12 protein-coding genes and 2 pseudogenes are annotated in these 14,427 nt (G+C 61.4%); 9 read left to right on the forward strand and 5 right to left on the reverse strand.

Annotation, left to right across the window (positions count from 1 at the left end):
- The first annotated feature begins 181 nt into the window (after positions 1 to 181).
- The 5 genes and pseudogenes from ACZ41T_RS15265 to ACZ41T_RS15285 all read left to right on the forward strand — a co-directional run bounded on the left by ACZ41T_RS15265 (position 182) and on the right by ACZ41T_RS15285 (position 3,034).
- Positions 182 to 1,129 (forward strand): IS110 family RNA-guided transposase, encoded by a 948-nt coding sequence (locus tag ACZ41T_RS15265; protein WP_464922210.1) that lies wholly within the window; start codon positions 182 to 184, stop codon positions 1,127 to 1,129.
- Between the two features lie 119 nt (positions 1,130 to 1,248).
- Positions 1,249 to 1,785, forward strand: a complete 537-nt coding sequence (gene msrA, locus ACZ41T_RS15270) for a peptide-methionine (S)-S-oxide reductase MsrA (protein ID WP_464922211.1) — start codon at positions 1,249 to 1,251, stop codon at positions 1,783 to 1,785.
- Positions 1,786 to 1,834: 49 nt separating this feature from the next.
- Positions 1,835 to 2,076, forward strand: a pseudogene (locus tag ACZ41T_RS15275) (DUF4160 domain-containing protein).
- A gap of 22 nt (positions 2,077 to 2,098) precedes the next feature.
- Positions 2,099 to 2,310: pseudogene (locus tag ACZ41T_RS15280) on the forward strand (DUF2442 domain-containing protein).
- A gap of 217 nt (positions 2,311 to 2,527) precedes the next feature.
- The gene (locus ACZ41T_RS15285) at positions 2,528 to 3,034 is read left to right on the forward strand and encodes an N-acetyltransferase family protein (RefSeq protein WP_464922212.1); all 507 of its coding nucleotides are present in this window, start codon (positions 2,528 to 2,530) and stop codon (positions 3,032 to 3,034) included.
- A gap of 45 nt (positions 3,035 to 3,079) precedes the next feature.
- On the opposite strand, the gene ACZ41T_RS15290 is transcribed toward ACZ41T_RS15285, so the two are convergent.
- Genes ACZ41T_RS15290 through ACZ41T_RS15305 form a run of 4 tightly spaced genes read right to left on the reverse strand, consistent with a single transcriptional unit; the run spans position 3,080 to position 6,901 of the window.
- Positions 3,080 to 4,804, reverse strand: a complete 1,725-nt coding sequence (locus tag ACZ41T_RS15290) for a glutamine--tRNA ligase/YqeY domain fusion protein (RefSeq protein WP_464922213.1) — start codon at positions 4,802 to 4,804, stop codon at positions 3,080 to 3,082.
- Positions 4,805 to 4,843: 39 nt separating this feature from the next.
- Positions 4,844 to 5,920: a tRNA 2-thiouridine(34) synthase MnmA gene (gene mnmA, locus ACZ41T_RS15295; RefSeq protein ID WP_464922214.1), complete on the reverse strand. Its 1,077-nt coding sequence runs from the start codon at positions 5,918 to 5,920 to the stop codon at positions 4,844 to 4,846.
- Positions 5,917 to 6,366: an NUDIX hydrolase gene (locus tag ACZ41T_RS15300; protein ID WP_464922215.1), complete on the reverse strand. Its 450-nt coding sequence runs from the start codon at positions 6,364 to 6,366 to the stop codon at positions 5,917 to 5,919. Before ACZ41T_RS15300 ends, mnmA begins: the two co-directional genes overlap by 4 nt.
- The gene (locus ACZ41T_RS15305) at positions 6,359 to 6,901 is read right to left on the reverse strand and encodes a pseudouridine synthase (RefSeq protein WP_464922216.1); all 543 of its coding nucleotides are present in this window, start codon (positions 6,899 to 6,901) and stop codon (positions 6,359 to 6,361) included. The genes ACZ41T_RS15300 and ACZ41T_RS15305 overlap by 8 nt, the downstream gene beginning before the upstream one ends.
- A gap of 56 nt (positions 6,902 to 6,957) precedes the next feature.
- Here ACZ41T_RS15305 and icd point away from each other — a divergent pair, with 56 nt between their 5' ends.
- On the forward strand, positions 6,958 to 8,199 hold the full coding sequence (gene icd / locus ACZ41T_RS15310) for an NADP-dependent isocitrate dehydrogenase (RefSeq protein ID WP_464922217.1): 1,242 nt from the start codon (positions 6,958 to 6,960) through the stop codon (positions 8,197 to 8,199).
- Between the two features lie 64 nt (positions 8,200 to 8,263).
- On the opposite strand, the gene ACZ41T_RS15315 is transcribed toward icd, so the two are convergent.
- Positions 8,264 to 8,470 (reverse strand): cold-shock protein, encoded by a 207-nt coding sequence (locus ACZ41T_RS15315; RefSeq protein WP_464922218.1) that lies wholly within the window; start codon positions 8,468 to 8,470, stop codon positions 8,264 to 8,266.
- Positions 8,471 to 8,814: 344 nt separating this feature from the next.
- On the opposite strand from ACZ41T_RS15315, the gene earP reads away from it, so the two are divergent.
- The 3 genes from earP to dnaE all read left to right on the forward strand — a co-directional run bounded on the left by earP (position 8,815) and on the right by dnaE (position 14,236).
- Complete coding sequence (gene earP / locus ACZ41T_RS15320; RefSeq protein ID WP_464922219.1) at positions 8,815 to 9,978, forward strand: elongation factor P maturation arginine rhamnosyltransferase EarP; 1,164 nt, start codon at positions 8,815 to 8,817, stop codon at positions 9,976 to 9,978.
- A 35-nt stretch (positions 9,979 to 10,013) separates the two neighbouring features.
- A complete protein-coding gene (gene efp, locus ACZ41T_RS15325; RefSeq protein WP_464922220.1) occupies positions 10,014 to 10,574 on the forward strand; it encodes an elongation factor P in 561 nt (186 codons plus the stop codon).
- 224 nt (positions 10,575 to 10,798) lie between these two features.
- Positions 10,799 to 14,236, forward strand: coding sequence for a DNA polymerase III subunit alpha (dnaE, locus tag ACZ41T_RS15330; protein ID WP_464922221.1), 3,438 nt, complete (start codon positions 10,799 to 10,801; stop codon positions 14,234 to 14,236).
- Positions 14,237 to 14,427: the final 191 nt, after the last annotated feature.

Raw genomic sequence — 14,427 nt, forward strand, 5'->3', positions numbered from 1 at the left:
TAGGAGAAGGGTCTGAAGCCGAAGTTGTCATGAGTCGTTCGAGGCTGTTCGCAATGGTGGTTGCCCTTCTCCGCCCTTACTGATTCCGGACAGTTCATTGGGGCGTGACCCCGCATTCAGGATGGATGGAAAGTGTAAGTGGCTGGTTTTTCATACATTTCCAAGGATTCAGGGGTGATTGATGATTGTAGGCATTGATATCAGCAAGAAATGGTTTGATGCGGCCTGGCAGGTGGATGGTCAGGGCCGGCATCAGCGCTTTGAGTACACCGATGAAGACATCGGCCAGTTGTTGGCGCAAACGCCCGAGGCGGCACACTACGTGATGGAAGCAACGGGAACCTACCATGCGCGCTTGGCGCTCAGGCTGCATGAGTCGGGGCGGCGAGTGAGCGTAGTCAACCCGCTGGTCATCAAGCGCTTTTCCCAAATGCAGCTGTCACGGGTAAAGAGCGACCGTGCGGATGCCGAGTTGATCCGGCGCTATGGCGAACAGCAGCCCTTGTCGCCCTGGGCGCCCGCCACGGATGAAGTACTTGAATTGCAGCAGGCGCATGGCTGGCTGAACGACCTGATCGGGGAGCGCACCCGGCTGCTCAACCGGCGCGAAGCCCATGCCCACCACGCCAAACCCAACGCCTTCGTCATTTCGCAGATGGCAGCGCAGTTGCAGCAACTGGACGGACAGATCAAGACATGCGAACGGCATCTGGAGGTGATGGTAAAAAAGTCTTTTACCGAGTTGTTTGAGCGGCTGCTCACGATTCCCTCGATCGGCGCCAAGACGGCGATCGAGCTGATCATCGTGACGGACGGCTTCAGGCGCTTCGAGGACGTCAAGGCGCTGTGCGCCTATATCGGGGTGAGCCCGACGACATTCCGCTCGGGCAGCTCGGTCAATGGCAAAGGCGGGATCGCCAAGCTGGGGCAGGGGCGGATGCGTCAATTGCTCTACCTGTGCAGTTGGACCGCGAAGACCTGCAATCCGGCCTGCAGGGCACTGTATGCCCGCTTGAAAGCACTGGGCAAGCCGCCGAAGGTCATCAACGTCGCAATTGCGCATAAATTGTTGAGGCAGGCCTTCGCGGTGGCAACGACCAATGCGCCTTTTTCGACAGAATATGCTTGACGAGAAGCACAGTTCATTGCGAGGCGAAGCCGAAGCAATCCAGTGTGCGTGTCCTGTTGCTGGATCGCCACGCCCTGCGGGCTCGCGATGACATGCGGCATTAGTAAAGGAGAAGAGACATGGCTTACGCGGTAGCGACTCTGGCAGGAGGCTGTTTCTGGTGCCTCGAAACGGTGTTTAACCAGCTGCGCGGCGTCGAATCCGCGGTGTCCGGCTACATGGGGGGGCGCACGGAGAACCCCACCTATGCGGACGTCTGTAACGGCGACACCGGCCACGCCGAAGTGGTGCAGGTGCGCTTCGACCCGGACGCGATCTCGTATCGCGAGCTGCTTGAAGTCTTCTTCACCCTGCACGATCCCACGCAACTGAACAGACAGGGCAACGACGTCGGCACCCAGTATCGCTCGGCGATTTTCTGGCACACGCCGGAGCAGAAGGCCGAAGCCGAATCTATCATCGTCGAACTCGCTGCAGCCAAACAGTTCGATGCCCCCATCGTGACCGAAGTCACCGAGGCGGAGACGTTTTACCCTGCCGAGGATTACCACCAGGGCTACTTCGACCAGAATCCCAACCAGCCTTACTGCCAGTTTGTGGTTGCGCCGAAGGTCGCGAAGGCGCAGGCGAAGTTTGCCGCGCGTTTCAAGGACTGAAGCGCGTAGCGGGCGGGCAAAACGGGAAGCGATGCGCTAACATCCGGCCATGCCGACCATTTTCCTGTTCGAGGGTTATCGTTTTTTCTTCTTCTCCAACGAAGGCAGTCCTCGGGAACCGATCCATGTGCACATACGCAAGGAGGGCAGCCGCGCGAAGTTCTGGTTGAGTCCGTAGGCCTCGCAAACAATCAGGGCTTCACCGGCAAGGAAGTGAACAGTTTGGCGCAGATCGTGGAAATGCACAGAGACGAGATTGAAAGGGCATGGCATGAACATTTCGGCGACTAGGCTCGACTTCGACGAATCGATGATGTGGGTGGATTTGTCAGACGGACAAAAACTCGGCGTGCCCCTCGCCTATTTCCCGCGCCTGTTGCGGGCGACGCGGAGCAGCGCTTGCAATACGAAATGTCGGGCAACGGCACGGGGCTGCACTGGGATGCGCTGGATGAAGACATCAGCGTCGAAGGTCTGTTGATGGGAATCGGCGATCAGACGCAGGGGCATTCGCTGGCGGCCTGAGAGTTGGCTCGCCAAATTCAAATCAAGCCTGGAACCGTTAACGCTGAATGACCAGAGTGGCTATATGACGTTAGGGAACCGCTGATTAATTTGTCATTGCGAGGAGCGCAGCGACGCGGCAATCCAGAAATGCCCACTTGATCGATACGCTGGATTGCTTCGCTGCGCTCGCAATGACGGCCATATCGAATTAATCAGCGCTTCCTTAGGGGTTTCCATGGAAATTGCCGCACGTGCTGCCCTGCCACAAGATCGGGACGCGATCCGCCAATTATACGAACAAGCGATGAGGAATCATATCGAGACGATTTGGGGTTGGGACCAATCGTGGCAGGACAATGACTTCAACAGCGCCTTCCAATCTTCTTTGACCTATGTAATTGAGTCTGGCTCGACTCTTTTGGGCTATTTCCAAATCGACCAAAATGAAAATCATGACCATTTGCGAATGTTGATTCTCAAGCCCTCAGCGCGATCTGCTGGAATCGGAGCAAAAGTGCTTTCGCAAATTCTGGAGATAACTCATGACAACGGTAAAACGCTGTTGCTGAGAGTGTTCAAATCGAATGTCAATGCGAAGCGGTTCTATGAACGTGAGGGATGGGCGGTACTGGCTGAAGAGGATTCGTTCTTCCTGATGGGACATTCTTCCAACTCTATGCCCAGTCAGCCTGGTAAATCATCCCAACACACCGCCAAAAGCCACGCTTTCGTTGTTCGCTGAATTTCTGCTGGGGTCTTTGCCTTCACAGGGTTGCGAGCCCCAGCTTTACTTCTCCGCTTTCACCCACGAATCTTTCAGCGTCACCGTTCGGTTGAACACCGGCGCGCCGGGTCTTGAATCGATACGATCCGCTACAAAATAGCCATGCCGCTCGAACTGGAAGCGGTCTTCGGGTGCAGCATCTTGCAGCGCGGATTCCAGTTGCGCGTGGATGCTGCGTATCGAGTCGGTATTGATGTCGTCCAGAAAATTGCCGGTTTCCTGTCCCGGCTGGGCGGTTTTGAACAGGCGGTCGTACAGTCGGACTTCGGCTTCGTAGGCATGCACTGCAGATACCCAATGGATGTTGCCTTTGACCTTGACCGAGTCGGAACCGGGCGTGCCGGATTTGGTGTCGGGCAGGTAGTCGCAGTGCACGGCGGTGATGGTGCCGTTGGCATCTTTGTCACAACCGGTGCAGGTGATGACGTAGCCATAGCGCAGCCGCACCGAGTTACCGGGCTGCATAATGCCCGACGCGTCGAGACGCGGCGGGTAGAGCCGAAAGTAGCCCTTGGGCGGGGTTTCCATGAAGTCTTCGCGCTCGATCCATAGTTCCCTGGAGAGCATCACCGTGCGTTTATCCAGGTCGGGCTGCTGCGGGTGGTTGGGGGCGAAGCATTCTTCGGACTGCGCCTCGGGGTAGTTGTCGATGATGAGCTTGACTGGATCGAGTACGGCAATGCGGCGATGTGCGGTGTCGTTCAAGGTGTCGCGCTGGCATTCTTCGAACACGCTGTAGTCGATCCAGCCGTCGGACTTGGATACGCCGATGCGGTCGGTGAAACGCTTGAAGCCTTCGGCCGTATAGCCGCGACGGCGCGCGCCGACCAAGGTGGGTAAACGCGGATCATCCCAGCCGCTGACATGTTTTTCTTCCACCAGCTGGATCAGCTTGCGCTTCGACAGCACGACGTAGGTCAGATTCAGGCGGGCGAATTCTATCTGCTGCGGCAGCGGACGGGTGAAGAAGCCGCCATCGGCCAGCTTGTCGAGCAGCCAGTCGTAGAACGGGCGTTGATCCTCGAATTCCAGAGTGCAGATCGAGTGGGTGATGTGCTCGATTGCGTCCTCGATCGGGTGGGCATAGGTGTACATCGGGTAGATGCACCAGGTGTCGCCGGTGTTGTGGTGATGCGCTCTTTTAATTCGGTAAATCGCCGGGTCGCGCAGGTTGATGTTGGGCGAGGCCATGTCGATCTTGGCGCGCAGCACGTGCGCGCCATCGGGAAATTCGCCGGTTTTCATGCGATGAAACAGGTCGAGGTTCTCTTCCGCACTGCGGCTGCGGTAGGGGCTGTCCTTGCCCGGTTCGGTCAAGGTGCCGCGATAGGTGCGCATCTCGTCGGCGGACAGCGAGTCGACGTAGGCATGGCCGGACTGGATCAGATATTCGGCGCAGGCGTACATGGTGTCGAAATAATTCGACGCGAAATAGAGGTGCTGGCCCCAGTCGAAGCCCAGCCATTTCACCGATTCGATAATCGAATCGACATATTCCTGGCTTTCTTTTTCCGGGTTGGTGTCGTCGAAGCGCAGGTGGCAGACGCCGCCGTAATCGCGCGCGAGGCCGAAGTTCAAAAAGATCGATTTGGCGTGACCCAGGTGCAGATAGCCGTTGGGCTCGGGCGGAAAGCGCGTCTCCACGCGACCGCCCCATTTGCCGGCGGCGTTCTGCTCGTCGATGAGGTTGCGGATGAAATTGGCGGCGGGGGCGGTGTCGTGCGACATGATGGGCTGCGGTGCTTGAAAGCGTGAATTGTAGCGGGTTCAAATAATGATGCCGCCGCCGAGGCAGACTTCGCCGTCGTACAAAACAACCGACTGGCCGGGCGTGACCGCCCATTGCGGGGCGTCGAACACGAGTTCCAGTGTGTCGTCGACCAGTGTGGTGATGCGGCAGGCAGCGTCGGTCTGCCGGTAACGGGTCTTTGCGGTGTAGGCACGTTCGGGATCGGGGGCGACGCCGCTGATCCAGCTGAGCTGGCCGGCGGCGAGTGTCGATCGCTTGAGCAGCGGGTGGTCGTGCCCCTGCACCACGACCAGCGTGTTGCTCGCCATGTCCTTGGCGGCGACGAACCACGGCTCGTCGCTGCCGTCCTTCTGCCCGCCGATGCCGAGGCCCTGGCGCTGCCCCAGGGTGTAATACATCAGGCCCTGATGTAGCCCGACCACGCGGCCCTCGGGCGTTTTCATCTCACCTGGGTCGCGCGGCAGATAGCGTTCGAGGAATTCGCGGAAATTGCGCTCGCCGATAAAACAAATTCCAGTGCTGTCCTTTTTGGCGGCGTTGGGCAAACCGATCTTCTGCGCCAGCGCGCGTACGTCGGGCTTGGGCAGATGGGCCAGTGGAAACAGGGCAGGGCGGAGCTGCGCCTGGCTCAAGCGGTAGAGGAAATAGCTCTGGTCCTTGTTGGTGTCAAAAGCGCGCAGCAGCGTGGCGCGGTCGGCGGCGTCCGTGCCCTTGCCGACGTAATGCCCGGTGGCGATGTATTCGGCGCCGCGCGCGATGGCGTCGTCGAGGAAGGCCTTGAACTTGATTTCGGCGTTGCACAGCACGTCTGGGTTGGGGGTGCGGCCGGCCCGGTATTCGGCGAGGAAATAGCTGAACACGCGGTCCTTGTATTCGGCGGCGAAGTTGACCGCCTCGACCTCGATGCCGAGCACGTCGGCCACCGCCAGCACGTCGAGAAAATCCTGCCGCGCGGTGCATTGCCCGGTGTTGTCGTCGTCGTCCCAGTTCTTCATGAAGACGCCGAGCACGTCGTAGCCCTGCTGCTTCAAGAGGTAGGCCGCGACGGCGGAATCGACCCCGCCCGACATGCCGACGACGACGCGCGTGCTCATGCGTGGTTCACGAAATCGAGCGGAAAGCGCCGTCCGGCCAGGTAATCCTCGACGCAGCGCATCACCAGCGGGCTGCGGTGCGGCGTGGGATGCGCTGTGAGTTCCTCCGGCGTCAGCCATACGGCGCGTACGATGCCGGTGTCCAGCGCGCGCCCGGCGTCGAAGCCACTGACCTCGCAGACATAGGCAAAGCGCAGATAGGTGATGTCGCGCCGCGGGTAGTGGGTGCTGTAGCAGCCCAGGAGCGCCAGCGGTTCTACGTGGTGCGCGGTTTCCTCCAGCGCTTCGCGGCGCACTGCGTCGAGCAGGGTTTCGTCGCGCTCCCAGTGGCCGGCCGGCTGGTTCAGACGCAGGCCTTCGGCGGTGTGCTCCTCCACCAGCAGGAATTTGCCGTCGCGCTCGACGATGGCGGCAACCACCACGTGCGGGGTCCAGATGTCAGACATGCAGTTCCTTCCATTCTCCGGGCTGCAACGCGCCCAGGGTCCATTCGCCGACGACGGCGCGGATCAGGCGCAGGGTGGGGAAGCCGATTCTGGCCGTCATCCGGCGCACCTGGCGGTTCTTGCCTTCGGTAATTATCAGTTCGATCCAGCTGGTCGGTATGGCTTGGCGAAAGCGGATCGGCGGATTGCGCGGCCACAGGCCGGCGGGTTCGTCGATCAGGCGCACCTGCGCCGGACGGGTGACGAAGTCGCCGAGGTCGACGCCGCAGCGTAGCGTTTCGAGCGCGGCATCATCGGGTGCACCCTCGACCTGCGCCCAGTAGGTTTTGGGCAGTTTGTGCCTGGGATCGGCGATGCGGCTCTGGAGGCTTCCGTCATCGGTTAAAATCAGCAGCCCTTCGCTGTCGGCGTCGAGCCGCCCGGCCGCATATACGCCGGGTACGCCGAGGTGGTCGCGCAGACCCTGCCAGCGCCCCTCGGGGGTGAACTGGCTCAGCACGCCGTAGGGTTTGTTGAGCAGGATCAATCGCGCCACGCTGAAAGACGAACTTCCGGAAAAACACTCATTTTAACGTTACACGAGCCGCCCCCATGACTTATCAGCACATCCAGATTCCCGCCTCCGGCAAAAAAATCACCGTCAACGCCGACAACACGCTGAACGTTCCCGACACCCCCGTCATCCCCTTCATCGAAGGCGACGGCACCGGCATCGACATCACCCCGGCGATGCGCCGCGTGGTCGACGCAGCGGTGGCCAAGGCCTACGGCGGCAAGAAGCAGATCGCCTGGATGGAAGTGTTTGCCGGCGAGAAGGCAGTCAAGGTCTACGGTGGCGACCAGTGGCTGCCGGAGGAAACCGTGCAGGCGGTGAAGGACTACGTGATCTCGATCAAGGGGCCGCTCACCACGCCGACTTCCGGCGGCATGCGCTCGCTCAACGTGGCGCTGCGCCAGATGCTGGATTTGTATGTGTGTTTGCGCCCGGTGCGCTACTTCACCGGCGTACCGAGCCCGGTGAAGGCGCCGGAAAAAGTCGACATGGTGATCTTCCGCGAAAATACCGAAGATATTTACGCCGGCATCGAGTGGGAAGCCGGTAGCGACGCAGTGAAAAAAGTCATCGAATTCCTGCAAAAGGAAATGGGCGTGACCAAGATCCGCTTCCCGGAAACCTCGGCCATCGGCATCAAGCCGGTGTCGGTCGAAGGCTCGGAACGCCTGATCCGCAGGGCGATCCAGTATGCTATCGACAATAAGCGCCGCTCGGTGACCCTGGTGCACAAGGGCAACATCATGAAATTCACCGAGGGCGGCTTCAAGAAATGGGGCTACGAGCTCGCCGCGCGCGAATTCGGTGCCAGGATGATCGGCGAAGGCCCGTGGATGGAATTGCCGAACGGCATTGTCATCAAGGACGTCATCGCCGACGCCTTCCTGCAGCAAATCCTGCTGCGCCCGGACGAGTACGACGTCATCGCCACGCTCAACCTCAACGGCGACTACATCTCCGACGCGCTGGCGGCGGAGGTTGGCGGCATCGGCATTGCGCCGGGCGCCAACCTGTCCGACACCGTGGCGATGTTCGAGGCCACTCACGGCACCGCGCCCAAGTACGCCGGCAAGGATTACGTCAACCCGGGTTCGCTGATCCTGTCGGCGGAAATGATGCTGCGCCACCTGGGCTGGATCGAGGCGGCCGACCTCATCATCGCCAGCATGGGCAAAGCCATCGCCGAAAAAACCGTGACCTACGACTTTGCGCGCCTGATGGACGGCGCGACCGAGGTGAAGTGCTCGCAGTTTGCCGAGGTGATGGTCGCGAAGATGTAAGACTGTTTATCCAGCAACAAAAAACCCCGCATTGGCGGGGTTTTTTGTTGCCTGGCCCAAGTACTCAATCCTGGGGCTGGATGTTGGAAGCCTGCTTGCCCTTGGGGCCCTGGGTGACTTCAAAAGCGACTTTCTGACCTTCTTTCAGGGTCTTGAAGCCATTGGACTGGATGGTGGAAAAATGTGCGAACACATCCTCGCCACCGTCATCGGGGGTGATGAAGCCAAACCCCTTGGCGTCGCTGAACCACTTGACCGTACCTGTTGTCATTCAAACTTCCTCCTTGGCGTGATACCCAACATAACCGCGATAAGCGCAATTGCGCTGGCGGATGACGTGACGGCGGGAATTGTTGGCCGTCGGTCTGAATTCAAGCGCGCTACCCGGTGATGTTCCTGCGGTAATGCCAAGCCTTTACGGTTCTTGAAACCAAACTTACTGCTTTTTACTACCTGGAATATGTTTTTTCAAGCGGAATGCGTGAAAAAACAATGGCCTTGGCCGGACTGTGGTTTCCTGCCAACCCGGGATTCCGGAAATGGGGGAAAGCGGAGATGCTGCCTGGCGCGCCGGCACGCCGCAGTCACCCGAATCGATGCGGTAGGATGCGCGGCATGCGCACCTGGGACATCTTCTGCAAGGTCGTCGACAACTATGGCGACATCGGCATCGCCTGGCGACTGGCGCGCGGGCTGGTCAGCGAGCATGGCCTGGCGGTGCGGCTGTGGGTGGACGATCTGCATGCGTTTCAGCGCATCTGGCCGGCGATCGATGCGAATGCGGCCGAGCAGTCCTGCGAAGGGGTGACGGTGTGCGCGTGGCGCACGCCGTTTGTCGCAGCCGCGCCGGCGCAGGTGGTGATCGATGCCTTCGGCTGCGCCCTGCCTGAAGCCTATCTGGCGGCGATGAGCGAGCAGTCGCCGCCGCCAGTGTGGATCAATCTCGAATATCTCAGCGCCGAGCCCTGGGTGGCCGGGCACCATGGCCTGCCGTCGCCGCATCCGCAGCTGCCGCTGACGCGTTTTTTTTTCTTCCCCGGCTACACACCGGACACCGGCGGCCTGCTGGCCGAGGCAGGCCTGGACGCGCGTCGCGCCGCGTTCGTGCAGCGCGGAACCGTCGCATTCTGGCGCCAACTGGGGCTGCAGGCGCCGCAGCCGGGCGAATTGCGGGTATCGCTGTTCGCCTACGAGAATCCGGCGCTGCCGGCCCTGCTCGATGCCTGGACGGCCGACTCGCGCCCCATCACCTGTCTGGTGCCCGAAGGCCGGGTCATTCCGCAACTGGCGGCGTGGCTTTCGGTAACAACTTTACAAGCAGGCGCATCGCATCGGCGCGGCGCCCTGCGACTGCGCATCCTGCCGTTTATGGACCAGGATCGGTACGACCATCTGCTGTGGGCATGCGATCTGAATTTCGTGCGCGGCGAGGATTCCTGCGTGCGCGCGCAGTGGGCGGCGCGCCCGCTGGTGTGGCAGGCCTATCCGCAGGCCGACGCGGCGCACTGGGACAAGGCGAACGCGCTGCTGGCGCACTACACGGAGGGGCTGGATGGCGCCGCGGCGCACGCGGTGAGCGCAATGTGGCGGCACTGGAACGGGATGCCGGATACGGAGGGCCTGGCCGCCAGCTGGACGATATGGCGGTCGCACCAGGCCGTCATCGAGGCGCATGCGGTGGCCTGGTGCGACCGCCTCAGGCTGGCCGGCCGGCTCACCGACAAGCTGGTGGATTTTGCGGAAAATAAGATAAAATACGGGGTTTTCTCAAACCCTTAAAATCCTTAATAGCGCTCTCGCAGCAGGACACATCCATGAAAATCGCACAGGAACTCCGCGCCGGCAACGTCGTGATGGTCGGGAAAGACCCGATGGTGGTGCAAAAGGCCGAATTTTCGAAATCGGGCCGCAATTCCTCCGTCGTCAAAATGAAACTCAAGAACCTGCTCACCGGTTCGGGTGCCGAGAGCGTCTACCGCGCCGACGACAAATTCGAAACCGTCAACCTCGAGCGCAAGGAATGCACCTACTCCTACTTCGCCGATCCGTTGTACGTGTTCATGGACAGCGACTACAACCAGTATGAAATCGAAGCCGACAACCTTGGCGACGCGCTGAACTACCTCGACGACGGCATGCCGGTCGAGGTGGTGTTCTACGACGGCAAGGCGATCTCGGTCGAGATGCCCACCACCGTCGTTCGCGAAGTCGAATACACCGAGCCGGCCGTGCGTGGCGACACCTCCGGCAAGGTGATGAAGCCGGCGCGCATCAAGCCCACCGGATTCGAGCTGCCGGTCGCCGCGTTCGTCGACATCGGCGACATGATCGAAATCGACACCCGCACCAACGAATTCAAGCGCCGCGCCAATTGAGCGTGGTTGTTGCCGACTTGTCGGCTTTAGAGCATGAATGTTGCTGCTTTAGCAGCTTTACAGTCATGGCCTCCTCCTTGCGAGGACAACCACGGCCTGCCCCTTGCGGGTAAATACCGGTAATACCGGCGCTTGACCAAACGAAAGGCAGCTGCGGCTGCCTTTTGTTTTTGGGTCGCGCGCAGCGGCGTTAAAATAGCGAGCTGCATTTCCGCTTTCGCCCCATGACCGACCCGCATTTCATCCACCTCCGCCTGCACACCGAGTATTCCGTCGCCGATGGCCTGGTGCGGGTAGACGAGGCGGTCAAGCGCGCGCGCGAGTCGGGCATGCCTGCGCTCGGGCTCTCCGACCTGTCGAACACCTTCGGCTGGGTGAAGTTCTATCGCGCCGCGCGCGGCGCCGGTATCAAGCCGATCTTCGGCTGCGACGTGTGGGTGACCAACGCCGCGGACAGGAGCCGCCCTTCGCGGCTGCTGCTGCTGGTACAGCATCGCGAAGGCTATCGCCGTCTGTGCGAACTGCTCACCCGCGCCTATCTTGAAAATCTCCATCGCGGCCGCGCCGAGATCGATCCTGCCTGGCTGCGTGACGGCACCGACGGCCTGCTGGCGCTGTCGGGCGGCGACAGCGGCAACGTCGCGCAGGCGATCCTCGACGACAAGCCGGACGCCGCACGCGCGGCGGCCGAAGCGTGGGCCGCGCTGTTTCCCGGGCGCTATTATCTGGAACTGCAGCGCTTCGGCCAGCCGCACGGCGAACGCCTGATCGACGGTCTGCTCGACCTCGGTGCGGCGCTGAAACTGCCGTCGGTGGCCACCCATCCGATCCAGTACATGCTGCCTGACGACTTCAAGGCGCACGAGGCGCGCGTCTGCATCGCCGAGGGCATGATGCTGGGCGATCCGCGGCGGCCGCGGCCATTCACCGCCGAGCAGTATTTCAAGACGCCGGAAGAGATGGCCGAGTTGTTCGCCGACCTGCCCGAGGCGCTCGCCAACAGCGTCGAAATCGCCAAGCGCTGCAACCTCTCGCTGGAGCTCGGCAAGAGCCGCCTGCCCGACTTTCCGACTCCGGACGGCATGGGTCTCGACGACTACATGCGGCAGCGATCCTTCGAAGGCCTGCATGAGCGCATGGCCCACCTCTATCCCGACCCGGATATCCGTGCCGCCAGGTTGCCCGAATACACCGAGCGGCTGGAGTTCGAGCTCGGGACGATCATCCAGATGGGTTTCCCCGGCTACTTCCTGATCGTGTCCGACTTCATCAACTGGGCCAAGCACAACGGCGTGCCGGTGGGGCCGGGGCGCGGCTCCGGCGCCGGTTCGCTGGTCGCGTACAGCCTTTCCATCACCGACCTCGATCCGCTGGCCTACGACCTGCTGTTCGAGCGCTTCCTGAACCCCGAACGGGTGTCGATGCCAGACTTCGATATCGACTTCTGCCAGGACGGGCGCGAGCGGGTGATCCAGTACGTGAAGGACAAGTACGGTCACGCGGCGGTGTCGCAGATCGCTACCTTCGGCACCATGGCGGCGAAAGCGGTGCTGCGCGACGTCGGCCGCGTGCTCGATCTGCCGTACCTGTTCGTCGACAAGTTCGTCAAGCTGGTGCCCAACGAGCTTGGGATCAGCCTGGCCGAGGCGCGCGAGAAGGAACCGCAGATCGACGAGCGCGCCAGCAGCGAGGAAGAACTCGCCGAGTTGCTGCCGCTGGCCGAGAAGCTTGAGGGCATCACCCGCAACGTCGGCATGCACGCGGGCGGGGTTCTGATTGCGCCGGGCCGGCTTACCGACTTCTGCCCGTTGTACCGCGCAGAAGGTTCGGAATCGATGGTGTCGCAGTTCGACAAGGACGACGTCGAGGCGATCGGCCTGGTCAAGTTCGACTTCCTTGGGCTGCGCACGCTGACCATCCTCGCCGAAGCGGTGCGCTTCGTGCAGCGCCACGAGGACCGCAAGGATTTCCGACTGGAGGACCTGCCGCTCGACGATCCCGCGGTGTACCGGCTGTTTGCCGTGGGCAACACCACGGCGGTGTTCCAGTCCGAATCGCGCTCGGCCAAGGATCTGGAAAAGAAGCTCAAGGGCGACTGCTTCGAGGACATCATTGCGCTGATGGCGCTGAACCGGCCGGGGCCGCTCGGCTCGGGCATGGTGGACGATTTCATCGCGCGCAAACAGGGCAAGCAGAAGCCCGAGTACTTCCACCCCGACCTCGAACCGGTGCTGAAATCGACCTACGGCATCATCGTCTACCAGGAACAGGTGATGCTGGTGGCGCAGATTCTGGCCGGCTACAGCCTTGGCGCCGCCGACATGCTGCGGCGCGCGATGGGCAAGAAGAAGCCCGAGGAAATGGCGGTTCAGCGCACGATTTTCCTCGAAGGCGCGGCCAAGCGCGGGGTCGACACCAAGATCGCCGAGCGCCTGTTCGACCTGATGGAAAAATTCGCCGAATACGGTTTCAACAAGTCGCACTCGGCGGCCTATGCGTTGATCGCCTATCACACCGCCTGGCTCAAGGCCTACTATCCGGCCGAGTTCATGGCCGCGACGATGTCGTCGGAAATGTCCGACACCGACAAGGTGCGGGTGTTCTACGAGGACTGCCGTGCCAATGGCTTGGCCATGTTGCCACCCGACATCAACCAGTCGGGCTACCGCTTCGAGCCCGTCAGCAAGACCGAGATCCGCTACGGCTTGGGCGCGCTCAAGGGCAGCGGTGAGGCGGCCATTGGCGCCACCGTCGACGAGCGTGCGGCCAACGGCGAGTACCAGGGCCTGTTCGATCTGGCGCGGCGGGTGGACAAGCGCTATCTCAACCGTCGCGTGCTCGAGGCGCTGGTGAAGGCAGGTGCGTTCGACAGCATCAACGCGCATCGTGCCAGCCTTCTGGCCTCGGTCGGCGCGGCGCTGGAAACCGCCGACCGCGCAGCACGCAGCGGCGGCCAGGTCGGCCTGTTCGGCGAAATGCTCGACGGCGGCGAAGATTTGATCGACGTGCCCGAGTGGTCCGAACAGGAAAAGCTGCTGCAGGAAAAATCTGCACTCGGCTATTTCTTCAGCGGCCATCCGTTTACCTCATACCTGGCCGAGGTATCCGGTTTCGCCAAAAGGCAGCTCGACAGCCTGGAACCTTCGCGCGACCCGGTGATGCTGGCCGGCATTGCCGTCTCGCTACGTACCCAGATGACACGGCGCGGCAAGATGCTGATCCTTTTGCTGGACGACGCCACTGCGCAGGTCGAGGTGGTGATCTTCAACGAACTCTACGAGCAGAGCCGCCATCTGCTGAAGGACGATGCCCTGCTGGTCATCGAGGGCAAGGTGAACCGCGACGATTATTCGGGCGGCGTGCGGGTGACCGCGGAACGGATCTACGATCTGGCGGGGGCGCGCACCCGCTTTGCCCAGGGGCTGCGGCTGGCGTGCAACGGCCAGTGCCATGCCCAGTCCAATAGCGGCCGCAAGCTGGCCGAGATGCTCGCGCCCTATAAAGTGCAGGAGGGCGGCTGTCCGGTATGGGTGGATTACCATAACCAGAATGCGCGCTGCCGGGTGCGGCTGGGTGAGGACTGGCGGGTGCGGCTGGACGACCGCCTGCTCGAGTCGCTGGGGGGCTGGCTCAAGCCGGAGGCAGTGAGCGTGATTTACTGAATGCCGGGAGATGGCAAATAAGTACCAATTCGTGCTTTGGGGCAAGAAAGTAGTTGACAGGTATTTTATTATATTAGACAATTCTAATAACGCGAGGGCCTGCAAGGACTCTCGTGTTGTCTCCTCCAATCCTCCTCCTTTGGTGGATATTCCGCCCGGCCCTTGAGCCGGGCTTTTTTTTGCCCGGCATT

Source organism: Thiobacillus thiophilus (assembly GCF_055378705.1).

Excerpts from the sequence above, each read along its gene's own strand:
- ACZ41T_RS15265 (WP_464922210.1), top strand. The coding sequence starts at position 182 with ATGATTGTAGGCATTGATATCAGCAAGAAATGGTTTGATGCGGCCTGG.
- msrA (WP_464922211.1), top strand. The coding sequence starts at position 1,249 with ATGGCTTACGCGGTAGCGACTCTGGCAGGAGGCTGTTTCTGGTGCCTC.
- ACZ41T_RS15285 (WP_464922212.1), top strand. The coding sequence starts at position 2,528 with ATGGAAATTGCCGCACGTGCTGCCCTGCCACAAGATCGGGACGCGATC.
- ACZ41T_RS15290 (WP_464922213.1), bottom strand. The coding sequence starts at position 4,804 with ATGTCGCACGACACCGCCCCCGCCGCCAATTTCATCCGCAACCTCATC.
- mnmA (WP_464922214.1), bottom strand. The coding sequence starts at position 5,920 with ATGAGCACGCGCGTCGTCGTCGGCATGTCGGGCGGGGTCGATTCCGCC.
- ACZ41T_RS15300 (WP_464922215.1), bottom strand. The coding sequence starts at position 6,366 with ATGTCTGACATCTGGACCCCGCACGTGGTGGTTGCCGCCATCGTCGAG.
- icd (WP_464922217.1), top strand. The coding sequence starts at position 6,958 with ATGACTTATCAGCACATCCAGATTCCCGCCTCCGGCAAAAAAATCACC.
- ACZ41T_RS15315 (WP_464922218.1), bottom strand. The coding sequence starts at position 8,470 with ATGACAACAGGTACGGTCAAGTGGTTCAGCGACGCCAAGGGGTTTGGC.
- earP (WP_464922219.1), top strand. The coding sequence starts at position 8,815 with ATGCGCACCTGGGACATCTTCTGCAAGGTCGTCGACAACTATGGCGAC.
- efp (WP_464922220.1), top strand. The coding sequence starts at position 10,014 with ATGAAAATCGCACAGGAACTCCGCGCCGGCAACGTCGTGATGGTCGGG.
- dnaE (WP_464922221.1), top strand. The coding sequence starts at position 10,799 with ATGACCGACCCGCATTTCATCCACCTCCGCCTGCACACCGAGTATTCC.